At 65.0% G+C, this 22828-nt stretch carries 21 protein-coding genes; 15 read left to right on the top strand and 6 right to left on the bottom strand.

Going from position 1 to position 22828, the window contains the following annotated elements:
- The first annotated feature begins 125 nt into the window (after positions 1 to 125).
- From E3O11_RS09625 to E3O11_RS09665, 10 genes are all read left to right on the top strand, one after another.
- Positions 126 to 1559 carry a tyrosine-protein kinase domain-containing protein gene (locus E3O11_RS09625; RefSeq protein ID WP_092448229.1) on the top strand — a complete coding sequence of 478 codons (1434 nt, stop codon included), beginning with the start codon at positions 126 to 128 and terminating at the stop codon, positions 1557 to 1559.
- Between the two features lie 73 nt (positions 1560 to 1632).
- The gene (locus tag E3O11_RS09630; protein WP_166787555.1) at positions 1633 to 3555 is read left to right on the top strand and encodes a DUF4012 domain-containing protein; all 1923 of its coding nucleotides are present in this window, start codon (positions 1633 to 1635) and stop codon (positions 3553 to 3555) included.
- 62 nt (positions 3556 to 3617) lie between these two features.
- Positions 3618 to 5417 (top strand): DUF4012 domain-containing protein, encoded by a 1800-nt coding sequence (locus tag E3O11_RS09635; protein WP_092448227.1) that lies wholly within the window; start codon positions 3618 to 3620, stop codon positions 5415 to 5417.
- 50 nt (positions 5418 to 5467) lie between these two features.
- Positions 5468 to 5992 carry a hypothetical protein gene (locus E3O11_RS09640; protein WP_134495502.1) on the top strand — a complete coding sequence of 175 codons (525 nt, stop codon included), beginning with the start codon at positions 5468 to 5470 and terminating at the stop codon, positions 5990 to 5992.
- Between the two features lie 107 nt (positions 5993 to 6099).
- Positions 6100 to 7536, top strand: a complete 1437-nt coding sequence (locus E3O11_RS09645; RefSeq protein ID WP_092448224.1) for a tyrosine-protein kinase domain-containing protein — start codon at positions 6100 to 6102, stop codon at positions 7534 to 7536.
- Entirely contained in the window at positions 7533 to 8126 is a 594-nt protein-coding gene (locus E3O11_RS09650) for an arsenate reductase/protein-tyrosine-phosphatase family protein (protein ID WP_092448223.1), read from the top strand. Before E3O11_RS09645 ends, E3O11_RS09650 begins: the two co-directional genes overlap by 4 nt.
- Positions 8126 to 9142, top strand: coding sequence for a hypothetical protein (locus tag E3O11_RS09655; RefSeq protein WP_092448222.1), 1017 nt, complete (start codon positions 8126 to 8128; stop codon positions 9140 to 9142). Before E3O11_RS09650 ends, E3O11_RS09655 begins: the two co-directional genes overlap by 1 nt.
- Positions 9143 to 9224: 82 nt before the next feature.
- The gene (locus E3O11_RS09660) at positions 9225 to 9548 is read left to right on the top strand and encodes a hypothetical protein (RefSeq protein WP_092448221.1); all 324 of its coding nucleotides are present in this window, start codon (positions 9225 to 9227) and stop codon (positions 9546 to 9548) included.
- Between the two features lie 101 nt (positions 9549 to 9649).
- The gene (locus E3O11_RS17625; RefSeq protein ID WP_166787556.1) at positions 9650 to 9814 is read left to right on the top strand and encodes a hypothetical protein; all 165 of its coding nucleotides are present in this window, start codon (positions 9650 to 9652) and stop codon (positions 9812 to 9814) included.
- 151 nt (positions 9815 to 9965) lie between these two features.
- Positions 9966 to 10958 carry an acyltransferase family protein gene (locus tag E3O11_RS09665; RefSeq protein ID WP_134495504.1) on the top strand — a complete coding sequence of 331 codons (993 nt, stop codon included), beginning with the start codon at positions 9966 to 9968 and terminating at the stop codon, positions 10956 to 10958.
- 731 nt (positions 10959 to 11689) lie between these two features.
- On the opposite strand, the gene E3O11_RS09670 is transcribed toward E3O11_RS09665, so the two are convergent.
- A complete protein-coding gene (locus tag E3O11_RS09670; protein WP_092448219.1) occupies positions 11690 to 12067 on the bottom strand; it encodes a tyrosine-type recombinase/integrase in 378 nt (125 codons plus the stop codon).
- A 7-nt stretch (positions 12068 to 12074) separates the two neighbouring features.
- Positions 12075 to 12905, bottom strand: a complete 831-nt coding sequence (locus E3O11_RS09675) for an ATP-binding protein (protein WP_198415586.1) — start codon at positions 12903 to 12905, stop codon at positions 12075 to 12077.
- A gap of 154 nt (positions 12906 to 13059) precedes the next feature.
- Between E3O11_RS09675 and E3O11_RS09680 the strand changes: the two genes are divergently transcribed.
- The 3 genes from E3O11_RS09680 (at position 13060) to E3O11_RS09690 (ending at position 16042) form a co-directional block, all read left to right on the top strand.
- Positions 13060 to 13734, top strand: a complete 675-nt coding sequence (locus E3O11_RS09680; protein WP_307725705.1) for a FadR/GntR family transcriptional regulator — start codon at positions 13060 to 13062, stop codon at positions 13732 to 13734.
- A gap of 80 nt (positions 13735 to 13814) precedes the next feature.
- Positions 13815 to 14588 carry an SDR family NAD(P)-dependent oxidoreductase gene (locus E3O11_RS09685; protein ID WP_092448216.1) on the top strand — a complete coding sequence of 258 codons (774 nt, stop codon included), beginning with the start codon at positions 13815 to 13817 and terminating at the stop codon, positions 14586 to 14588.
- On the top strand, positions 14585 to 16042 hold the full coding sequence (locus tag E3O11_RS09690; RefSeq protein ID WP_241994692.1) for a four-carbon acid sugar kinase family protein: 1458 nt from the start codon (positions 14585 to 14587) through the stop codon (positions 16040 to 16042). The genes E3O11_RS09685 and E3O11_RS09690 overlap by 4 nt, the downstream gene beginning before the upstream one ends.
- 11 nt (positions 16043 to 16053) lie before the next feature.
- Here the strand turns inward: E3O11_RS09690 and E3O11_RS09695 are convergent, their stop codons facing one another.
- The 4 genes from E3O11_RS09695 to E3O11_RS09710 form a co-directional block, all read right to left on the bottom strand.
- Complete coding sequence (locus E3O11_RS09695; RefSeq protein WP_092448214.1) at positions 16054 to 16878, bottom strand: DeoR/GlpR family DNA-binding transcription regulator; 825 nt, start codon at positions 16876 to 16878, stop codon at positions 16054 to 16056.
- Between the two features lie 5 nt (positions 16879 to 16883).
- Positions 16884 to 18389 carry a GntP family permease gene (locus tag E3O11_RS09700; protein WP_166787557.1) on the bottom strand — a complete coding sequence of 502 codons (1506 nt, stop codon included), beginning with the start codon at positions 18387 to 18389 and terminating at the stop codon, positions 16884 to 16886.
- Positions 18390 to 18688: 299 nt separating this feature from the next.
- Positions 18689 to 18883, bottom strand: a complete 195-nt coding sequence (locus E3O11_RS09705; RefSeq protein ID WP_092448213.1) for a hypothetical protein — start codon at positions 18881 to 18883, stop codon at positions 18689 to 18691.
- A 24-nt stretch (positions 18884 to 18907) separates the two neighbouring features.
- Positions 18908 to 20335 (bottom strand): ATP-binding protein, encoded by a 1428-nt coding sequence (locus tag E3O11_RS09710; RefSeq protein WP_092448212.1) that lies wholly within the window; start codon positions 20333 to 20335, stop codon positions 18908 to 18910.
- Positions 20336 to 20939: 604 nt separating this feature from the next.
- Here E3O11_RS09710 and E3O11_RS09715 point away from each other — a divergent pair.
- Positions 20940 to 22430 (top strand): sugar transferase, encoded by a 1491-nt coding sequence (locus E3O11_RS09715; RefSeq protein ID WP_092448211.1) that lies wholly within the window; start codon positions 20940 to 20942, stop codon positions 22428 to 22430.
- Entirely contained in the window at positions 22427 to 22696 is a 270-nt protein-coding gene (locus tag E3O11_RS09720; RefSeq protein WP_134495508.1) for a hypothetical protein, read from the top strand. Before E3O11_RS09715 ends, E3O11_RS09720 begins: the two co-directional genes overlap by 4 nt.
- Positions 22697 to 22828 lie beyond the last annotated feature (132 nt).

The raw sequence follows: 22828 nt of genomic DNA on the forward strand, positions 1-22828 counted from the left end.
AATTTACCGGCACCCATCGCCGGTCGGCGCGAGTTTCAAAGTTCGGTACCCTCAGAAGTGGGGAACCGCGCGTTCGTGCGGTGCAGTACGGGCTGTATTCCTCGACACGAGGGGATCGCCCAAGCATGGAACTTCGCGACTATATTCGCATTCTGCGCAAGAGCTGGGTACTCATCGTGTTGTGCACGCTGGTGGCCGTTGGTGCGGCATCCACTTATTCAATTCTGCAGACGCCACAGTACAGCGCCACGTCCAAGGTGGTCACCCTGACGCAGTCCAGCGGGTCCACCGCCGACCTCGCCCAGGGCAATAACTTCTCGGTCGCGCGCGTCAAGACCTATGCCGAACTCGCGACCACCCCGATCGTGTTGCTGCCCGTCATCGCCAGCCTCGACCTCGGTATCACGCCCGCCGAGCTGGCCAAGAAGGTTGCCGCCGCCGCACAGCTCGAAACCTCGATCATCGACGTGACCGTCACCGACACCGACCCGGTGCGGGCCGCAGACACGGCCAACGCCATTTCGAACAGCCTTACCGTCGTCGTTGAAGAGATTGAAACTCCCGACACGGTCGACGCGACCTCGCCGGTCAAGCTCACCCTCACGCAGGAGGCGACCGTTCCGATCGCGCCGATCAGTCCCAACGTGCCGCTCAATATCGCCCTCGGAGCGCTCGTGGGGCTGGCCCTCGGCGTCGGCGTCGCGGTGCTGCGCGAAACCCTCGAGACGCGCATCCGCAATACTCACGACGTTGAGCAGCTCACCGACCTACCCATTCTCGGCGGCATCGTCTTCGACCCCAAGGCCAAAGAACGACCGCTCATCGTGCACGTCGACCCGCGCAGCCCGCGCGCCGAGTCCTTCCGCACCCTGCGCACCAACCTGCAGTATCTCGACGTGGGCCGGGTCGACCGTTCCTTCGTCATCACCTCCTCGATCGAGAGTGAAGGAAAGAGCACGACGGGCGCCAACCTCGCCATCGCCCTGGCCGACGCCGGATCGCGTGTGCTGCTCGTCGATGCCGACCTGCGCCGCCCCAAGGTCGCGGACTACATGGACGTCGAGGGCGCTGTCGGCCTCACCGACGTTCTCATCGGCCGCGCCGATCTGGCCGACGTTATTCAGGCGTGGGGCAAGGCCCAGCTGTTCGTGCTGCCAGCCGGCCACGTGCCGCCCAACCCGAGCGAACTGCTCGGTTCGACCCGCATGACGCAGCTCATCACCGAGTTCAACCGGGCCTTCGACGTGGTCATTTTCGACGCACCGCCGCTTTTGCCGGTAACGGATGCCGCGATCCTCGCCAAAAATGTCGGTGGCGCCCTCATCGTCGTGGCCGCCGGTCGCACGCACAAGAACCAGCTAACCGGAGCCATCGCCGCCCTCGACAACGTCGGGGCGCCGATCTCCGGTCTCGTACTCACCATGCTCCCCACCAGCGGCCCGGATGCCTACGGTTACGGCCACTACGGCTACGGCTATAGCTACGGTGATCCCGAGGCCATCGCGCCCTCGATCCCGGCTGAACCGGCCCGCGCCCGCGGCGCGCGCGTCAAGTCCTAGCCAGCCCGAGCGGGGCGTGTGCAGGTGCGCGCGTCAAGTCCTGGCCGGTCCCGCGCTCTGCTTGAATAGGGCCATGCCCTCTCCAGACTCGGCACGGCCTGCACCCGACTCTGATGACCCCGCGCCGCACGCGGCCGACGCAGCCTCCGCTGTGCCCGAAGTTTCCGAAGTTTCCGAGGCTGCACGGCCTGAGCCCGTCATTCCCGATGCCGCCTCGGCCGCGGAACCCCCAAAATCCCCCACGCGCCGCCGCACCATCGCGGGAGTCGTCGTCCTCGGCCTGCTCATCCTCGTCGTGGCGGCCACCGCCTGGGTCGGCATTCGCGGTCTTCAGGCCAGGGACGCCCTCGAAGCCGCCATTCCGCTCGCGTCGACCATTCAGGACGAAATCCTGGCCGGCGACGGTGCACAAGCGGCCCAAACCGCTGCCGACCTGGCCGAATTCGCGGCAATAGCTCGGTCGCGCACGAGCGACCCGATCTGGCGCGGCTACGAATTTCTGCCGTTTCTCGGACCGAATCTCACGGCCGTGCGTGAACTCGCTACCGTCGTCGATGATGTCGCCCAGAACGCCGTCACCCCGCTGGCCGGTCTGGCCGGAACCCTCGACCTGAACGCGTTCAAGCCCGTCGACGGATCGATCGCCCTGCAACCCCTGCTCGACGCGCAGTCGTCAGTTGACCAGGCCGACACAGCCCTCGCCCGCGCCGTAGAAGATGTCACTGCGATCGACACCGATAACGTACTCGCCGTGGTGCGCGACGCCGTCACTCGGCTGCAGAGCGTCACCGAGCAGACCGCGAGCAGCCTGGACGCCATGGACCGCGCCGTCACCCTGCTGCCGGCCATGCTCGGCGGGGCCGCTCCGCGCGACTATATCTTGCTGTTTCAGAACCTGGCCGAGCTGCGCGCGACCGGCGGCATCCCCGGCGCTCTTGCCCTGGTGCATACCGATCAGGGCAGCGTCGAACTCACCCAGCAGGCCACCGCTGAGGACTTTGACCCGTTTGCCGCGCCGGTGCTGCCGCTCGGCGACGACACGACCCTGATCTACGGGGACATCACCGGCGAATACATCCAAAATGTCACCCTCACGCCCGACTTCGCCCGAACCGGAGCCCTGGCCCGCGAAATGTGGCGGCTCCAATTCGGCCTCGAAGCCAACGGCGTGCTCTCGATCGACCCGGTTGCACTGAGCTACCTGCTCGATGCCACCGGCCCGATCACCCTCGCTACCGGCGACGAACTCAACGCCGATAACGCGGTGTCACTGCTCCTGCACGACGTGTACGCGCGCTATGACGACTTGAAGCAGCAGGACATCTTCTTCGCGGCCGCCGCCGGCGCCGTGTTCGACGCCGTCAAGAGCGGTCGCGCCGACCCGACCAAACTCATCAGTGCGCTCGCCCGCGCCGGAGCCGAACACCGCGTGCTGGTCTGGAACGCCGACGAGACCGAACAGGCTGTGCTCGCCGACACCACCCTCGCCGGCGACCGCCCGTTCAGTGACGATTCGACGAACCGATTCGGTCTCTATATCAACGACCTCTCCGGTGCGAAAATGGACTTCTACCTCGACGTTGAAACCGCCATCGGCCAACAGACCTGCCGCACCGACCGGCGCCCGCAATACACGCTCGAGGTCACCGTCACCAACACTGCACCAGCGGATGCCGCCACCTCCCTTCCCGTCTACGTCACCGGCCGCGGCATCTCGGGAGTGCCGCTCGGCAACATCAAGACCATGGTCTCGGCCTACGGTGTTCCGACGATGTACAACCTCGGAGTCACGCGGGACGGCGTCGACGCGGAACATGTTCCCGCGACCGATGCCAGCTATCCGGTGACGTCGCTGGTCTTCGAACTGGCTCCCGGCGAAAGCACCGTTTTGCACTTTGACTGGCTCGGCACCGGGCCGTTCACCGGTGATCTCGCCCTGCGCAGCACCCCGTTGATAACGCTGCACGAAACCGAGAAGCTCGACCTCAGTTGTTAGCGTCGACTCGCGATTCACCGCGCAGGCGCTAACCGGCTGGTGCGCTCTGCTTGAATAGGGCAATGTCTTCGTCCCGTTCCGCGCACGCCGCACCCGCGAAAAAGCCGAAAAAAACACGAACCATCGTCGGGCTCTCCGTACTCGGGCTGCTCGTGATCATCGTGGCGGCCACCGCCTGGGTCGGCATTCGCGGTCTGCAGGCCAAAGACGCCCTCGAAGCTGCCGTTCCGCTCGCGTCGACCATTCAAGATCAGATTCTCGCCGGTAACGGTGAACAGGCGGCCCAAACCGCCGCCGACCTGGCCGAATTCGCGGCGACAGCGCGGTCGCGCACGAGCGACCCGATCTGGGGCAGCTACGAACTGCTCCCGTTCCTCGGCCCCAACCTCACGGCCGTGCGCGAACTGGCCGCCGTCGTCGACGATGTCGCCCAGAACGTCGTCACCCCGCTGGCCGGTTTGGCCGGCACCCTCGACCTGAACGCGTTCAAGCCCGTCGACGGTTCGATCGCCCTGCAACCTTTGCTCGACGCACAGCCGCCCGTCGTGCAGGCCAACACCGCGCTCACCAGCGCCGCAGAAGATGTCAATGCCATCAATACCGACGATGTGCACGACGCCGTGCGCGACGCTGTCACCCGGCTGCAAACCGTCACCAACGACACCGCGGTCACGCTCGACGCCATGGACCGCGCCGTCACCCTGCTGCCGGCCATGCTCGGTGCGACGGCACCGCGCGACTACATTCTGCTGTTTCAGAACCCGGCCGAACTGCGCTCCACCGGTGGTATCCCCGGCGCGCTCGCCCTGCTGCACACCGACAACGGAGGCATCGAACTCACCCAACAGGCCAGCTCGAGCTCCTTTCCGCAGTACGAAGCCCCCGTATTGCCGCTGAGCGACGCCACCCGATCCATCTACGGCGACATCACCGGCGAATTCATTCAAAACGTCACGATGACCCCGGACTTCGCAGAGACCGGTGCGCTCGCCCGCGAAATGTGGCGCCTCGAATTCGGCCTCGAAGCCAACGGCGTGCTCTCGGTCGACCCGGTCGCGCTGAGCTACCTGCTCGATGCTACCGGCCCGATCACCCTCGCCACCGGCGACGAACTCACCGCCGACAACGCCGTGCAGCTGCTGCTGAGCGATGTCTACGCGCGCTACGAAGTGCCGGCTCAGCAGGACGCCTTCTTCGCGGTCGCGGCTGGCGCCGTATTCGACGCCGTGAAGAGCGGCCGCGCCGACCCGACCAAACTCCTCGCCGCACTCGCCCGTGCTGGAGCCGAACACCGCGTGCTGGTCTGGAACGCCGACGAGACCGAGCAGACCGTTCTCGCCGGCACCACCCTGGCCGGCGCCCGGCCGGTCAGTGACGACCAGACCAATCGCTTCGGCCTCTTTCTCAACGACGGCACCGGCGCCAAAATGGACCTCTACCTCGACGTCTCCACCGCCCTCGGCCAGCAGACCTGCCGGGAAGACCTGCGCCCGCAGTACACGCTCGAGGTCACCCTCAGCAATACCGCACCAGCGGATGCCGCCACCAGCCTCCCCGCGTACGTGACCGGCGGCGGCGTGTTCGACGTGCCCCTCGGCAGCATCAAGACCGTTGTTTCGGCCTATGGAACCCCCGAGGTGCAGAACCTCGGCCTCACCCGCGACGGCGCTGAGGCGCCGTACCATCCGGCGGCCGATGCCACCTATCCGGTGAGCACCATCGCGATCGAACTGGCACCCGGTGAAAGTACAGTGCTGCGCTTCAACTGGCTCGGCCCGGAGCCATTCTCCGGCGATCTCGAGCTGCGCAGCACGCCACTGATCGCGCTCAACGACACGGCATCACTAGACTTCATTTGCTAGGGGTTCGCCCAGAGCGTTCCTGCCACACAATGCACTACGGGGGATTCGTCTTGTTTAGAAAAGTTCTTGCCACGCTCGCGCTCGTCGGAGTCGCCGTTTTGGCCGGTCCAGTGGCCGCGCACGCCGCCGGGTACGTGGCCGCCGACCTCATCACCGTCTCCGGTAGTCAGGCCGCCGGCAGCACGGTGAGAGTAGCGTTCGATGACGACGCCTTCACCGCCGAGGAGCAGGTTTCGATCGCCGTGTCGGGCGAAGGCTCGGCCACCCTGGCCACGCTGCGTTCCGCTACCGTCGACACCCAGAAGGCGGCCACGAGTACCGGCGCCCTCGACCTCAAGGTCACCCTGCCGAACGACGCAACCGGCTCGTACACCCTCACCGCCATCGGAGACAGCTCGCAGAACATCGGCACCGCCACGATAACGGTCGTTGCCGCCGACGGAGCCGGCCTCGCCACCGCCGGATTCGACGTGCCGACCGCCCTCATCTACAGCGCCGCCGGCGCCCTGCTGCTCGGCCTGGGCCTCGTCATCACCCTCCGTGTCACCCTGCGCCGCCGCGCTACCACCGCCTGATTCGACAGCTCACCCCCTGATTGTGGGCCGCTTGCGCAACCAAGTGGCCCTTTCACCTGTGTCAAGCTACTGGTTGGCAACTTTGTATCGCAACGAAAGGTAGCAGCGTGGAACTCCGCGACTACATCCGCATCCTTCAGAAGAGTTGGATGCTCATCGTGGCGCTGACCCTCGTGGCCGTCGCGGCGGCATCCGTTTTCTCAATTTTGCAAACACCGACGTTCAGCGCGACGAGCCGGGTGTTCGTATCGACACAGTCCAGCGGCAGCACGAGCGATCTCGTGCAGGGCGCGAGCTTCACGGTCGCTCGGGTCAAGACCTACTCCGGCATCGCGGTCTCACCGCTGGTGCTGCTGCCGGTCATCGAGACCCTCCGGCTAGACCAGACCGCAGCCGAACTCGCCAGGAACATCGCTGTGTCGGCGCCGCTCGATACCGCGATCATTGACATTGCCGTCACCGACGACGACCCGCGCCGCGCCGCCGACATCGCCAACGCGGTCTCCGAGAGCCTCGCCGTTGGCGTGCAGGAGATCGAGCAGCGCGACGCGGTCACTGGGGCGCCCACCGTGAAACTCACCCGCATCCAGGTGGCCAGCGTTCCGTCCGCTGCGGTCGCCCCGAACGTTCCCCTCAATATTGCGCTCGGCGCGCTCGTGGGCCTCGCCGTCGGCGTCGGCCTCGCGGTGCTGCGCGAAACGCTCGACACCCGCATTCGCAGCCAGCGCGATGTGGAACAGGTCACCGCGCTGCCCATCATCGGCGGTATCGTCTTCGATCCGAAGGCGACCGAGCGCCCGCTCATCGTGCACGCCGACCCGCGCAGCCCGCGCGCGGAGTCCTTTCGCACGCTGCGCACCAACCTGCAGTACCTTGACGTGGAGCGGCGGGACCGCTGCTTCGTGGTCACCTCCTCGATCGGCAGCGAGGGCAAGAGCACCACGAGCGCCAACCTGGCCATTTCGCTAGCGGATGCCGGCACCCGCGTTCTGCTCGTCGACGCCGACCTGCGCAAACCGCGCGTCGCCGACTACATGAACATCGAGGGCGGTGTCGGCCTCACCGACGTGCTCGTCGGCCGAGCCGAACTCGAGGATGTCATTCAGCCCTGGGGCAGCGGTCAGCTGTTCGTGCTGCCCGCCGGGCGCATTCCGCCGAACCCGAGCGAGCTGCTCGGGTCGTCGCGCATGGCGCAGATCATCGAGGAGTTCAACCGCACCTTTGATGTCGTCATTTTCGACAGCCCGCCGCTGCTTCCCGTAACGGATGCCGCTATTCTCGCCAAGAGCGTCGGTGGCGCCATTGTCATCGTCGCCGCGGGACGCACCCAGAAGAACCAGCTCACCGGAGCCATCGCCGCGCTCGACAAGGTCGGCGCTCCGATCAGCGGCGTCGTCATGACCATGCTGCCGACCAAGGGACCGGATGCCTACGGCTACGGCCACTACGGCCAGTACGGTTACGGACACACCTACGGCGACACCGGTTCGGCCCCCGAGGTCATCGCTCCCGCCTACTCGCGCCGATCAAGGGCCAAAGCATGACCGCCCGCATCCTCATCGTCTGCACCGGAAACATCTGCCGGTCGCCACTGGGGGAGCAGCTGCTGCGGGAAAACCTGCGCAACGCCGGCATCGATGCCGTGGTCACGAGCGCCGGAACCCACGCCATGACGGGCAGCGCCATGACGCCCGAAGCCGCCGCTCTGTCGACGCAATACGGCGCGTCAAACACCGAGCACGTCGCTCGGCAGCTCACCGAGAAGCTCATTGCCGACGCCGACCTCGTGCTCGCTGCCACCCGCGATCACCGTCGAGACGTCGTCACCCTGCTGCCCAAAGCCACTCGCTACACCTTCACCCTCAACCAGTTCGCCCGCCTGGTGGCCCCGGCCAAAGCCGAAGATTTCGCCGCTGACACTTCCCGCGCTGACGCCCAAACAGGCCTCGACTTCCCCGCCTTCGTCGCGTCCGTCGCCTCGACCCGCGGACTCCACCCCTCGCCCAACCCGCCGACCCTCGACGACGTCGAGGACCCTTACCGCCAGCCCGCTGCCGTCTATGACCGCGCCGCCGCGGCGATCAACGCCTCCGTCACCACGATCACCGCCGCCCTGATCGCGGCAGGAGCCTAATGACCCAGCACCCCCGCCGGCGTCGCATCATCGCCTACTCCGCTATCGGACTCTTCCTGCTCATCGACGCCGTGCTCATCACGAGCGCCCTCACCTCGACCTCGGTTGATGCTGCCGCCGACGCGTCTTCGGAGCCGACCGCCACGGCATCCGCTTTTCCCGTGCCGAGCGCCACCCCGGCAGCCTCGCCAACGGCCGCGCCCACGGTGATGCCCCTGCCGGCCACCCGCCTGCTCTCCGCGGTGTCGGCTACCGCCGCCTGGCGTGCCAGCACCGGAACCTGCAGGGCCCCGGCCGCACCCGAACTCAGTACCGATTCCGGATCCAGCTGGACCGCCACCGACGCCACCGGCCGCTCCGGAGTCACCGCCCTGCAGTCCATCGCGGCCCAGAGCGAATCGGTCGCCGAGTTCATCGGCCTCGACGACGACTGCGTCCCGCAGTTCGTCAAGACCTTCGTCGCCGGAGACAACTACTCCAGCTACCCCGACGAGCTCGACGACGCGTGGTACGTCGACCCGGCCGACCGCGCCGCCGTGCACGGACCAGACGGCCTGGCCTCGGCGCCGTGCGACGCGGTCGTCGCCCTCGCCGCGAGTCCGGCCGACGCTGACTCCGCCGCCGTTCTCTGCGCCGACTCACGCATCTTCGCCACAACGAATGCGGCCGCCTCCTGGTCAGCGCCCCTGACCGTCCCCGGAGTGCTCACCCTCACCGCGACCGACCGGGGTTACATCGCCTTGGCCGCGGGGGACCCGGCCGCCTCGTCGGCGGACTCCGGCTCGGTCGCGTGCCTCGGCCTTAGCGTCGTCGACGTCGGCGTGCTCGACCCTGCCACTGACCCTGCCGCCGAGACCGCTGCACTAAGCGCGAGCACCACTGGCTGCTACGCCACCGACGAAGCCCCCGCCGAGCTGGCCGCAAACATTGCGGTCGCATCCGCCGAGGACACCCTCTGGCTCTGGATCGGCGACCTCACCCTGCGCTCCACCGACGCCGGCCAGTCCTGGCTCTAGTTGCCCCGAGTATGCGGCGCCCACTTCTCCACAGTTCCTAGAATCCCCAGCACACCCCTGCCAGCGGGACTAGTCTCACTCCATGGACGACAACGTCTCGTGGCTGTTCGAGAAGCAAGACGTGGAACGTCCGCGCCTCTGCCCGCAGTGCGGGGACGCCATGGAGGTTTCCTGGCACGGTGACGGCTATGACTACGGCTGCACGAATCTCGGCTGTACGCAGCTCTACTTCGGCCCGCCCTATTCCGAGGCCGAGCTGGCCAGCGATGCTCCGCTCGAGCTGAGCCCGCCCAATTGCCCCCGCTGCCTGATGCGCATGGGGGCCGTTTCCGACGGAGAGACCTGGCGATTCGTCTGTCTCCAAAACGGATGCGACGGCATCTGGCCGCCCCGCGACTCCCGTTAGCGTCCTCTCCGGCTGGCCGCCCCGCCCCCGCGCTGGTCGAGGCCAGCGAGGCGGCAACAGTCGTCACGGCATCCGCTTCCATGTCGGAAAGGTAGATCAGAGTGCCGCTCGCGCTCACCGTCAAAGACGCTACCCGCGAAACGGCCGAACCGTCACCGACCGTGCCCGACAGCGTGACCGTGTGCTGCCCCGCCGAGAGCCCCGCCGACAGCATCGCCTCGGCAGACCGAGGTCAGGCCATTGAAATCGCTCCGCCGAGCCCCTAAAGTCGCGCGTCGGTTACAACCGGCTCAACTCACTGCTCGACGGTTCGGGGAAAGGGGTCAGAATACAAAATCTGCCCCAGGGTGGCGCGACCGTGCGGCTCGCCAGAAGAAGTTCAGCGAGCTGGAAGCGCGGAGCCCTAGGCTTCGCCAGGTGGACAGTACAAGAATGCGCTCGGCCGCGATCGATGGCTTGCGCGTTATCGGCATTGTGGCCATCGTGGCTGGGCACGTCTGGTCGGACCAGAGCAATGACATCGCCCGCATGGGTCTCTACACCTGGCACGTTCCCGTGTTCTTCTTTCTCAGCGGATACCTCTGGGCCAACGAACGCACGCTGGGCGTCGAATTCCGCAAGCGGGTACGCACTCTGCTCGTGCCCTACGTCGCGTGGCTGCTCGCTATCGGCGCCGTCTACGGCACGTACCTCTGGGCAAACGGGCAGGCTCTGCAGGTAGGCAACGTGTTGCTCGGCGGTTCCTACATGGGCGCACCATTCTTCGCCTTCTGGTTCGTTACCGCGCTCTTTGGCGCCTGCCTGTTGCTTCGTGCACTGCAGCGCTTTCCCGTCTGGCTACCCTGGGCGGTTGCCGGTGCCGGGTTGACCGTCGCCTACCTCGCCCCCGACGCGTTGACCGCCGTCCCCTTCTCGCTGGGCGTTGCCGTGCCCGCCGTGATCTTCATCCTCGCGGGCATTTCCTTTCGCCGGATCGCCCCGCGGCTCAAGTCGAGGGGCTGGGTTTCAGTGGCCCTCCTGGCCGGCTCAGCAGCCCTCATCGTCACCGGCCTCTCGCAGCCACTAGACATGAAGCAGGGTGATTTTGGCACTCCTGTCGTGAGCGTCGTGGTTGCCAGCGCCATCTCTGCAGGTCTCGTCCTCTTATTTCAAAGGGTGTTTGCTTCCATCAGGCCACGGGTTGCCGGAGCTGTTACGCGGGCGGCCACCGTCGGGCTCGCGGTTGTGCTGACCCACAGTGCATTCATTTTGTTGTTCAGCGCGTTCCCAATCGACCTACCCGCGGTAGTGGTCTTCCTCATCGTTCTCGTGGTTTCGTGGACACTCGCGTACTTCATTAGTCGAATGCCGCTCGGTAGCGTCTTCACCGGTTCTGCCGCGACTCCCGCCCGACGACCGAGCGACAGGTGAGTGCTACTACGATTTGGTAGTACCACGCGGCTATTACGAAATCGTATTACTTTGGTGGGGCCGCCAATAGGAATCGTCGTCGTGTGGCTGGATGCCCCAACGGCCCGACCATCCAGGAGGTTTTGGCTGAAGCGTAAGACCTCATCTTGCAGTGTGGGCTCCGCCGAAGCGTGCAAGCTCCACCGCCTCAACCCCAAGGTTCATCGTCGTGCTCGCAAATTCCGCTGGTCGAGCTTGCCGAGACCGCCATCGACCACCGTGACTATGCCTGCGAAACGCGACACCTTCCTCCGCTCGAGATCGTCAAAGACGCAGCCGTCAAACGTGGCAGTTTGACGGGTTGTCCCAAGGCCGGTATCGCAACGGGCCTCCGTGCCTCTACTGCTTAGACGCCTGCGGTGGTACTGCGGGCTACGACATAGCTAACGAAGCCGAAGACTGTAAATTCGAGCCTTCCGAAAGCGGGGAAGTGCGGCACCCCTTTTGATGACTCGGTCTCGCACCGTCGCGATAACGGTCAACGCGCACCCGCGTCGCAATAGGCGGTCCGAGCGGAATCAGAGCGGATGCCGCAGCTCCGACGATGCCGCCACCACCCGCTGGTCGAGGCGCGAGGTACCAGCGATCGACGTCGGGGCAGCAACATGGCTGCCGTCAACCATCCTCATGCGGGCCCTCATTTCAAGCGGATACTCACGACGTGGGCATGCTTCCTCCGGCGATGTACGCGCTCACCGGGTACGCGGCGTGCCGGTCCAGGTTTTGGCGGCCCCGGCCCCGGCCATAGCGTCATGGCGCGTCGTGATGCGTGGGTCGCTGTGTCGGGCGAATATTTGTACATCGCGCAGTGGTGCGCCGGCGTCGAGCGCGGCCGTGATGGTGGCGTGCCGCATCGGGTGCGGGTGGGTTCCGGCTGGAAGGCCAGCTCGCTTGACGGGGATCTTGCAGCGGCCGTCCGCGCTGCGCCGGTTCTGTGCCGTGCCGCGCTTGGTGAGCACCACGGGGCCGGTCGTCCGGTCGCTGGCGGCTGCGAGGAGGGCGCGCAGCACCGGCTCCGATAGTGGCATCGTCGCGTCCTTGTTGCCTTTGCCCGTGAGTCGAAGATACACAGCTGGATTAGGGTCCGAGCAGCGCCAGTGGCATGACGGCAACGCCGTCCTGCCGTTGGTACGCGTGTGAACCGGTGTAAATGAGCACCATGTCGGTGAGGTCTTCTCCGAGTTGCTCTTTGAGCCACAGAAGGTGGCGTACGTCGCTGCTGTCTGGGGCGCCGGTCAGTTTTACTTCTACAGCGATATTGGTTTCGTCATTTCGGTGAAGCAGGAAGTCTATTTCGTGGTCTCTGCGTGATGTGCGGATGTGTTCGACAACGGCTTCTGCGGCTTGCGCATAGGTCTGCAGACTGAGTGCGACGAGCGCCTCAAATAGGGCGCCCAGCGCCGTTCTGTCCTGAGGCCCGAGCATCTTGGTCCTCGCACCAGCCAATAGCCGCGGCTCATCGAGACCGAGAAGGCGCGCGGAAAGCGCTGGGTCGGCCAGAAAGTGCTTAGGGGACAAGCTCAGCCGTGCAAAGTCGTTGCCTGGATGCCACGCGGGTACTGGATCGAGGAGCCACAGCTGAGTGAGGGCATCACGATATCGCTCAGTCGTCGATCGTGCGGGAACATCGCTGCCAGAGGAGGCAGCTTGGGCAATAGTGGTGCTGGTTGCCGTGGAGCCGGTCGCTGCGGCGTATGCCGCCATCCAAGACTTCAGCTGCGCCGGTTGCCTGCGCAGCATCCCCTCGTCCACGACCTCGTGCTCTACGACGAGTTGGACGTAGCCGTCGAGGCGAAGACGCCGTGCGCGACCGGGCAACGATCGAATTCCCGGAAAGCCGGAGGCCACAATCTCCTGCACGTACCCTTCCAGGTCGATCTCGGTCTCGCCGACGCCCGCCGCACCCACCCCGCTGGTCGAGGCCAGCCTTGAATCGAGGGAGCAAGCTCGCGCCGCGATCGACGCGCAATCAGGGGGCTCGATACACTGAACCGAGAGTCCGACGCCGCGCCGGGACGAAGGAATAGGTTTCATGAGTCGAATATCGCTGGTCGATGACCTGGTGGAGAGTCTCCTCGACCGGATTCTGCGGGGGGTGTTCGCGGCGCATGAGATGCTTCCTCCGGAGGCGGTTCTGGCCGAGGAAGCCGGCGTCAGCCGCCTGACGGCCCGCGAGGCGATCAAGACCCTTCAGGCACAGAAGATTGTCTCGGTCCGGCGTGGGCTGGGCACCTTTGTCAACCCACCTTCGGACTGGTCGAGCCTCGACGCGATCCTGCGCGCCGCCGCGCACGACCTGGGCAGTTCCGAGGTGCCGCTGCGGCTGCTCGAGGTGCGGCGCATGGTGGAAACCGGCTCGGCCGAGCTGGCAGCGCGCAACCACCAGGACAGCGACCTCGTGTCGCTCGATGCGACGATCGCCGAAATGGAAGCCGCTTACGTGGACGGCGACCTCGAACGCCTCACCCGGAACGATCTCGCGTTCCATGACATCATCCTCGCGGCCAGCGGCAACCCCTTCGTGCCCGCTCTGATGGGACAACTCGGCCAGCTGCTCTATACGCTGCGGCGGGAAACATCCGCTTTCACTGAGGTGCAGGAACACGCCATCGCGCATCACAAAATCGTGCGCTCGGCAATTGCGAGCCGCAACCCCGATGAGGCGCGCCGCGCCATGGAAGCGCATATTCAGCAGACCTTTGCGGACTACGAGAACTTCATCCAAGCGCAGTCCTAACTAGACATCAGACGTCAGATATCTATTAGGCTGGTGGTGCGGTCCACACAGAAGTGGGCCCTCGACCGAAGGAATGACCCGTGAGCGACATTACTTTTCCCACCGACCGCACCGCAGTCTTGACCGGTGCCGCCTCCGAACGCGGAATCGGCCGGGCAACGGCCGACAAGCTTGCCTCGCTCGGCTGGTCGATTGCCATCGTCGACATTGACGGCGATGCTGCGCGAGAGGCGGCCGCCGCGATTACGGCGGCTCGCGGTATCCGTGCGATTGGCGTCGCTGCCGATGTCTCGGACAAGGACTCGGTCAACGCGGCCATCTCCAAAATCGAGGCCGCGATGCCGCCGATCGTGGGCCTCGTGAATCTCGCCGGAATCAGCTCGCCCACCGAATTCATGAATGAAACCGTTGAGGCCTGGGACCGCGTCTTCGCGATCAACATGCGCGGCTCGTTCCTGGTCTCTCAGCGCGTGCTCGCCGGCATGATCGAGCGTCAGCTCGGCCGCATCGTGAGCATCTCCTCCATCTCCGCCCAGCGCGGTGGCGGCACCTACTCCAAGGTCGCCTACAGCGCTTCCAAGGCGGCCATCATCGGCTTCACACGCGCCCTGGCCCGCGAAATGGGCCAGCACAACATCACCGTGAACGCCGTGGCTCCCGGCCCGATCGACACCGACATCATGGGCGGCACCCTCTCGGACGAGCGCAAAAACGCTATGTCCGCCGATATTCTCATGGGACGCGTCGGCACCCGCGACGACGTCGCCGCGCTTATCGCCTTTCTGTTGAGTGCAGACGCCGGCTACATCACCGCAGCGACCTACGACATCAACGGTGGGCTGCAGGTTTCATGAGCCCCACCGACGACGCAGGGCGGATGCTCGCCCGGGAGCTGCTGGCGGGGTTCCCCGCTGAAGTGGAAGTGCTGGCTCAGGATGTCGCCGCCGCGGTGGCCGCAACCGGTCGCGTTCTGATCGTGCTCGATGACGACCCCACCGGAACCCAGTCGGTAGCCGACCTGCCGGTCCTCACCCACTGGGAGCCCTCGGACTTTCGCTGGGCGCTCGGCCTGGGGGCGCCGGCGATCTATGTGCTCACCAATACGCGCAGCCTCGAACCCAACGCGGCCGCCGAGCGCAACCGCCAGGTCGTCACCAATGCGCTCGCCGCTGCCGACGGGGTTGCGCTGGCTTTCGTCAGCCGGGGGGATTCAACCCTGCGTGGTCACTTTCCGCTCGAACCCGACGTCATCGCCGAGACGCTGCGCAGCCGTGCCGGGGTGCAGACCGATGGCGTGGTGATCGTCCCCGCCTTTCCTGATGCCGGGCGGGTGACCATCGGCGGGGTGCACTACATGCGCTCCGCGGCCGACGAGCTCACTCCCATCGCCGACACCGAGTTCGCCCGGGACGCAACGTTCGCCTTCGCGCACTCGCGCCTGGCCGACTACGTCGATGAAAAAAGCGGCGGACGGCTGCCGGCGTCGGCCGTCATCGGCATCGACTTGGCGATCCTGCGCGCCGGGCCCGGAGCGATCGCAGCCGCGATCGAGCCCGCCACCGATGCAACCCCGATCGTCGTCGACGCGGCCACCGAAAATGACCTGCGCCTGCTGGCCCTCGGCCTTGACGAAGCAGAGCGCCGCGGCAAACGACTGATCTACCGGGTGGGTCCGCCGTTTGTGCGGGCGCGCATCGGCCAGGACGTACGCCAACCGCTCAGCGCAGCGGATGCCTTCGGCGACACCGTTCCGGCCCGCGCGGGCGGCCTGATCGTCGTGGGCTCGCATGTAGCCATGACCACTCGCCAGCTCGACGCCCTCACGAGCGCGCACTCGGCGGCCCAGGTGGTTGAGATCGACGTTGCCGGGCTCCTCTCGCCCGATTCGCCGGCCGACCTGCGTGTAGTTGTCGACCGTGTGGTCGACGCCCTTGCTTGCGCCGACGTCATTCTGCAGACCAGCCGGGTGCTGGTGAGCTCGACCGACCCGGCCGACAGTCTGCAAATCGCCCGAACAGTCTCCGCCGCGGTTGTCGAGGTCGTGAAAGGAGTGGTTGCGCGCATCCGTCCGCGGTTCGTTATCGCCAAGGGCGGTATCACCTCCTCGGATGTCGCCGCGCTCGGCCTGCAGATTCGCCACGCGATCGTGCGCGGGCCCATGTTGCCTGGCATCGTCTCGCTCTGGCAGCCGGTGAACGGGCCAGCGGCCGGCATCCCCTACATCGTGTTTGCGGGCAACGTCGGCGACGATGAATCGCTCCTCGCCGTCGTGCGCACACTCAGCGCGTTTGGTGTGGCACCGGAGTAGTCCCGCTTCGATCAGCGCGGCTCGGCGCCCACCTTGACCGAGATGACGGCGACACCCTCCGACCGGTAACGGTCGAGGATGTCGTCGTCGACCTCGTTAGTGATCAGGGTCCACCCGTGCGGCAGTGGCGCCCAGGCCGGTACCGCGCCGCGGGCGAGCTTGCTCGCATCGGCCAGAACGACGACGCGGCGCGCGCGGCGGGCCGCGGTGTCCTTAACCTGAGCCTCAGACAGGGTCGGCTCGCCGACGCCATCGACGGGGTCAACGGCGTCGACCCCGAGAAAGGCGACGTCCACCATGTAGCGACCGAGGGCGAGATCTGCGAGTGGCCCCACGAGCCCGTGGCTGGTGCGGGCGACCCGGCCGCCGGTGACGACGACATCGACGCCGGGAGCGGATGCGAGATACAGCGCGCTATCGAGACTTCGGGTGACCACGGTGAGGCCCTCAGTGTGCCAGAGCTGCCGAGCGACTTCCCCGCAGGTAGACCCGGCATCGAGAAAGATGGTGGCGCCTGGCGGCACGAGTTCGACGGCGCGGGCAGCAATCGCTACTTTTGCCGCGTGCTCGACGGTGACGCGGTCGCTGAGTTCACGCTCTCTAAACGGCGGGGCAGAGCTGGCGCCGCCGTAGGTGCGGGTGATGTCCCCGGTGGTGTTGAGGTGGGCCAGGTCGCGCCGCACGGTGGACCGTGAGATCTGGAGTGCGGTCGCGAGCTCGTCCACCCCCGTCGATCCGGCGCGCACCAGAGCGAGGAGTCGTTCATGCCTCGCCCTGGTGCCGCGTCGGTAATCGGTCGGCGCCGGGGCATCCGTTTTGCTGGGCCTGGTCGCCATGAGCGTTAGCCGAGGATCAGGTTCGCGAGGAACAAAAGCGGGATGGATCCAGCCCAGATGGCGGTGGTAATGCCCGACCAGCCCTTGAGCGCGCTCGTGCCTTCGAGACCGGTGAAGGTGGTGACGACCCAGAAGTAGGAGTCGTTGAAGTAGCTGAACACCATGGAACCAGCGGTGCAGGCCAGAACGGCGACGATGGGGTCGATGCCGAGGGTTGTGACCAACGGAGCGGAGACGGCGGCTGCAGTGATCATGGCGACGGTACCGGAACCCTGGGCGATGCGCACGACGGTCGCGATGAGGAACGGGATGAGGAAGGCCGGCAGGTTGGTGGAACCGATCGCTTCGGCGAGGGCGTCGCCGACTCCGGAGGTGCGCAGAACCTGGCCGAGCGCGCCGCCGGCACCCGTGATGAGCAGAATGAGTCCAGCGGATGCTGCGGCCTCGGCGAGCCAGCCGTTGACCTTGCCGCGCGGCGTCCAGCGGGGGAGGAGCACGTAGACGGCGAGCAGCATGCCGATGATGAGTGCGATCACGGGGTTACCGATGAAGGCGAGGGGAATGACCCAGTCGGAGGGCGTGTAGTCGCCCGTGAGCGCGCCCTGTGTGCTCTTGTCAACGGCGGTTCCCACCGTGTTGAGCAGAATGAGCAGAAGCGGCAGGGCGAGGGGAAGCGCGGCGAGCAGAGCGTTGACGCGATGCGGCTTGGCGCCGGCGGGCGGCGTGCCGAGGTCGGGCTCTTCATCGGCGTCGAGCTCAGCAAAGAGTGCACCGGCGTCGGTCGAGTCAGCATCACGCTCGAGGGTTGCGGTGGCCGTCGTCGCGCTGCCGCCGTGCGATTGCTGTGTCACGGCCGCAGTGCCGTACACGGCCTGGCGAACCGCCGGGGTCACCGCGGACTCAAGCTTGGGACCGACCCACTTGGCATACATCACCACGACGGGCAGCAGCAGCACGGTGAAGATGCCGCCGACGATGATCACCATGCCGAGGTCGGCGCCGAGGATGCCGGCCACCGCGAGGGGACCGGGGGTCGGGGGCACGAGGTGGTGGGTGAGCGTCATGCCGGCGCCGAGGGCGAGGGCGATGGTCACGTAGCCCCCGCGCTTGACCCGCGCGATTGAACGGGCCAGCGGGTTCATGATGACGTAGCCCGCGTCGCAGAACACGGGAACCGACACGATGGCGCCGACGCTGCCCATGGCCCAGGGTTCGCGGCCCTTTCCGAAGAGCTTGAGGAACGCCTGTGCCAGTGATTTTGCTGCGCCGGAGACTTCGAGGATCTTTCCGATTCCGACTCCCAGCCCGATCACAATACCGATCGACGCGAGGGTGTTTCCGAACCCGGTGGTGATGGCGGTGACAATCTCGAGGGCCGGTTGGCCGGCAACGAAGCCGGTTACCAGAGCCGCCGCGAGGAGGGCTGCAAAGGCGTCCAGGCGGGTGCGGAGCACCAGAACGATGATCGTCGCAATCCCTAGAACGAGAGCGGCGATGAGTCTTATATCCACAGTGATATCTCCTTGAGCAGGGCGAGGCCCGGCAGCAGCGCGCGGACCTTCCCAGTATGTCTAATGAAGATGCGCAAAGCAAGCGACTTAGTGAGTCCTACTGCGCATTTCATCCACTTAGTGGGATTATTTACGCAAGTTCGGGGCGAGCGATCCCGACCCGCCGACTTCTCAATCTCGATCGCTCGGCGCGCAGCACCGGCTCCGGTAGCGGAACCGTAAGTCGCTGGTGTACCGGTATCGGGTATCGCCCCGATACAGCACCATGCAAGCGAGGCCGGTAGAGGTGCAGACCTTCGTCAACCGGAGAACCGGTCCTCGGTCATGGCTGCGGCCGCGGCCATGACGTCTTTTGCGCGCAGGTCCTTTATCGCTTCGATCGGTGAGACCTCGCCCAGCCAAGAGTCCTGATGTTCGAAGCCCGCATCCAGACGCCGCAAGCCGATCAAATCGGATGTCGCAACCCCCGCCCGGTGCGCCGCCGCCGCTCCCACGAATCCACGGTCACTTACGCCTATTCACACGTCCACGTGGAACGCGAGAATTCCAGCGGGTATCGCCCAGGCGGTTTCGTCATCCGTTGTGTCAAGCACATTTCGGGTGACTAATATCCCGTCCCACTTTGATGCCTTGACCGTGGCGGCCTCGCTCTTCCAGGTGCCCCGATCCGTGTATTTGCCTTCTATCGCCACGGTACCGAGGTCGAGTGACACAAAGTCGATCTCCTTCCGGGCGGGTGTGCGCGCATAGAACAGGAAGTCGTCGTTGCTCGCATTTGGCCGGTCGAGAAGGATTCGTCGGCGGAGCGCCATTCCGATCTGCATCTCGGCCAGGGCCGTCGGATCAACGTCTGCGCGGGCAGCGTTTCGGAGATGGGGCAGGCGCGCTACGAGCGGATCGATCGCATAGAGCTTGCTCTGAGCTTTCGGTCTCGGCAGCCACTCGTCGTCGTCGCGTTGTGGGCAGGCCCACAGCAGAAATGCGTCGCGCAGGTAGTCAACGTGACGTGCGACCACCTGGTTGCTGGCTCGGATGTCCTCGCCGATGGATGTGAGGTTCGCTGGGCTCGCGATGCTCTGCCAGAGCCGTTCAAGAAGTGCCATTTCGGTAACGGCAGGGAGTTGGCTGTTCTTGAAGACGTCAGCGGAGACGACGTCGAATAAATCATCGACAAACGACGCCGGTACCGGCTCGCCTTCCAGCAAGGCGGAGACCGCGCGTGGGAATCCTCCGTAGAGCAGGTATTGTTCCCAGACTCTCGTGAGCTGGTCGAGCCACGGGATTGCGTCCTCGTATCGGTCTCTCGCTTCGCGCGAGCGCAATCCTCCGATCGGGAGGTTGCTTGCGGGCGGGACCTCCCCCTTGAGAATTATCGTCGCGAACGTTCGAAATCCCAGGGGAAGGAGAATTCGGTCGAGCCGGCTGCCGCGTCCGCGTCGGCCCGCGAGGACGCCAGAGGCCTCGGTCAGTGCTCGCGCGTTCGATCCCGTGAGCACGACTGTGTCCTTCCGGAATTGCTCATCGTTGTCGCGTAACCACTTCAGTTGCTGCGCCCAATCCCCAGTGACGGCAGAGACCTCGTCGATGAACCAGTACCTGGTCTCTCCCTCGTGCAGCACCGGAATGGTGGCATTCTGCACGAGCGTTCTGAGCTCCTTGGCCTCCCAACCGTCTACTGCGACCCGGACAATCCTGGCCGGACGGATGCCCTCGTTGAGCAGTCGGCGGATGGTCTGCTTGACGGCGACGGTCTTTCCGACCCGCCTTGGGCCGCGCAGAATATAGAGGTTGCCCGGTTCAAGAGCGCTGAGGCATTCCGACTCGTAACGCAGCGGTGCTTGCGCCACCTCGCTGAGGTCGGGGTCACGTGCGGCCCATTCGCTCCCGCGCCACCAGGGGTTGCCACTGCTGAGTTGTTGGGCGAGCAGCCCAATTGACGTTGCCATCGCCCCAGCCTAGGGTGCTCCACCTATTATGTGTACCTTTTCTATCGTGACACAGTGAAAAAGGTATACATTTTAGATTGTGCCGACAGGTGAAGCATCAACGTTCCAGACTGCAGCTGACGACCAGGTTCGTCGCGCCGGTCGGTCTGGCCGACCGCCATCGACCAACGCGACCTGTCTGCGGAACCCTCCAGCCCTGCCGACAGTCCCTGCAACAGTCTGGGTCAGAGTGACGGGCTTTCCGCGAATTTCCCACAGCGTCCAACGCGAGCAGCCTGCGAAACCCGCCCGCGTCGCTGGTCGAGCCTGCCGAGACCGGCATCGCTCAGCGCGACTGCGCTGACGAAACGACCAAACATTTCCACCACACTCAGGCGACAATTTCTCACTACCCCCCAAGCGGCCAAATTTCTCAGCAGCTAGACTTCAAAAAAAGAAGATCGTTGCGCGCCGCATTGGCCCATTGCGCAGCAAACTTCACTCTGGGGGAGTGAGCCGTGTTTGTAAGCACAATCGCGTCAGCGTATTCATATTTTAAATCAACCGCCTCAGGGTGCCCGTTTCCACTTGATTGCTTTAGCCGCCCCCCGTTTTCAGAGGACTTATGACGGAGCAACTGAAATCCAGGCCACCTGAGGTTGGAACATCCACCGGCGGTCGCGATTGGCGGGCAAAATATGCGCGCAGACTCGCGATCAGTGATCTCGTTGCGCTCATTTGGGTCGTGTTCGGCGTCCAAATTGCCTGGTTCGGATTCGACACTCAGAACCTTTCCATCCGCGGAGAAATTCACAGCCTGGCCGTTAGCTACACCGCGGTCTCGATTCTCATCATTGCCAGTTGGATGCTCCTCCTGGGCATCTATGGCACCCGAGGCTATCGGGTTCTCGGCACCGGCCCGGATGAATACAAGCTCATCGCAAATGCGTCCATCCGGCTCTTTGGTCTCCTGGCCATCGCGGCATTCCTGCTCCACATCGATGTGGCGCGCGGGTACATTTTGATCGCGTTCCCACTCGGCGCGGCGGTCCTGGTGTTCTCTCGCTGGATCTGGCGCCAGTGGCTCCGCGGTCAACGCCAAAACGGTTCGTACTCGTCGAGAGTCATCCTGCTCGGGTCACAGGAATCAGTCGTGCGCATCGCTCGGGAGCTCGCACGTGAACCGTATGCGGGCTACCTGGTGGTCGGTGCTTGCGTACCGGTAGATGCATCGCTTGGCCACCTTCCCGGCAGTCAGATTCCCGTGTTCCATGATGGTCTCGAGGGCGTGCACATCGCCCTCAAGGCCACCGCTGCAGACACTGTCGTTGTAACCAGCAAGCAAGAGCTCCCACCAGATCGGATGCGTGAACTCAGTTGGAGCCTGGAGCCGGGGCAGCAGCACCTCATCGTGGTGCCCAGTCTTACCGACATCAGTGGCCCACGTCTCCACACGCGCCCGGTCGCCGGCCTGCCGCTCATCCACGTCGAGACGCCACGCTACGAGGGAAGCAAACAGTTCGCCAAGCGTACTTTCGATGTTATTGGGTCAGGCGCCCTCTTGATTCTGACCTTCCCGCTCATGCTGGTTCTTGCCATTATGGTTCGGCTGACAAGTGCGGGCCCGGTCTTCTACCTGCAGGAGCGCATCGGCATGAAGGGCGAACCATTTCACATGCTGAAATTTCGTTCAATGCGGGTGAACGCGGATGCCGAGCTGTCCGCTTTGCTCGAGGCCCAGGGGACGGATGATCGGCCGCTCTTCAAGGTGCAAAACGACCCGCGACTGACCAGAGTTGGGGGCTTCCTGCGCAAGTACTCACTCGACGAGTTCCCGCAGCTTCTCAATGTCTTCCGGGGCGAGATGAGTCTCGTCGGCCCGCGCCCACAGCGTGAAGGTGAAGTGGCGCTGTACGACTCGTCAGCGCATCGGCGCCTGTTCGTCAAACCAGGGATGAGCGGTCCGTGGCAGGTGAGCGGGCGGTCCAATCTGTCGTGGGAAGACAGCATCCGGCTTGATCTCTACTACGTCGAGAATTGGTCCCTAGCTGGCGACCTCGTCATTTTATGGAGGACGGCGCGAGCAGTGGCCGCGCCAAATGGAGACGCATTTTGAAGACCTCGCTCAAAATAACCATCATGGGAATGCACTACACACCTGAGCTGACAGGAAATGCGCCCTATACGACGGCCCTGGCCGAAGGGCTAGTCACGATTGGCCACTCCGCGCGAGTTATCACCGCGCACCCGCACTATCCGGAATGGCGCATTCGTGAGGGCTATGGGAGATTCACTTCGCACGAGAATATTAACGGAGTACCGGTGACTCGCCTTCGACACTATGAAGTCTTCAACGCCGCCACGATTGCGTTGACCGCTTGAAACTGTCGGCACTATTGGCCCTGTTTGGTCACGTCCCGCCGGTTGGTGTAATTCATCGTCACCGTGCGGGTCAGCTGATTTGATTATGCGGCAATGAGCTCGGGAACGGGAATCACCCCCGTCAGGGCGCTG

The sequence above is a fragment of the Cryobacterium levicorallinum genome (assembly GCF_004402405.1).
GTDB lineage: Bacteria > Actinomycetota > Actinomycetes > Actinomycetales > Microbacteriaceae > Cryobacterium > Cryobacterium levicorallinum.

Excerpts from the sequence above, each read along its gene's own strand:
- E3O11_RS09625 (WP_092448229.1), top strand. The coding sequence starts at position 126 with ATGGAACTTCGCGACTATATTCGCATTCTGCGCAAGAGCTGGGTACTC.
- E3O11_RS09630 (WP_166787555.1), top strand. The coding sequence starts at position 1,633 with ATGCCCTCTCCAGACTCGGCACGGCCTGCACCCGACTCTGATGACCCC.
- E3O11_RS09635 (WP_092448227.1), top strand. The coding sequence starts at position 3,618 with ATGTCTTCGTCCCGTTCCGCGCACGCCGCACCCGCGAAAAAGCCGAAA.
- E3O11_RS09650 (WP_092448223.1), top strand. The coding sequence starts at position 7,533 with ATGACCGCCCGCATCCTCATCGTCTGCACCGGAAACATCTGCCGGTCG.
- E3O11_RS09655 (WP_092448222.1), top strand. The coding sequence starts at position 8,126 with ATGACCCAGCACCCCCGCCGGCGTCGCATCATCGCCTACTCCGCTATC.
- E3O11_RS09660 (WP_092448221.1), top strand. The coding sequence starts at position 9,225 with ATGGACGACAACGTCTCGTGGCTGTTCGAGAAGCAAGACGTGGAACGT.
- E3O11_RS09690 (WP_241994692.1), top strand. The coding sequence starts at position 14,585 with ATGAGCCCCACCGACGACGCAGGGCGGATGCTCGCCCGGGAGCTGCTG.
- E3O11_RS09695 (WP_092448214.1), bottom strand. The coding sequence starts at position 16,878 with ATGGCGACCAGGCCCAGCAAAACGGATGCCCCGGCGCCGACCGATTAC.
- E3O11_RS09710 (WP_092448212.1), bottom strand. The coding sequence starts at position 20,335 with ATGGCAACGTCAATTGGGCTGCTCGCCCAACAACTCAGCAGTGGCAAC.
- E3O11_RS09715 (WP_092448211.1), top strand. The coding sequence starts at position 20,940 with ATGACGGAGCAACTGAAATCCAGGCCACCTGAGGTTGGAACATCCACC.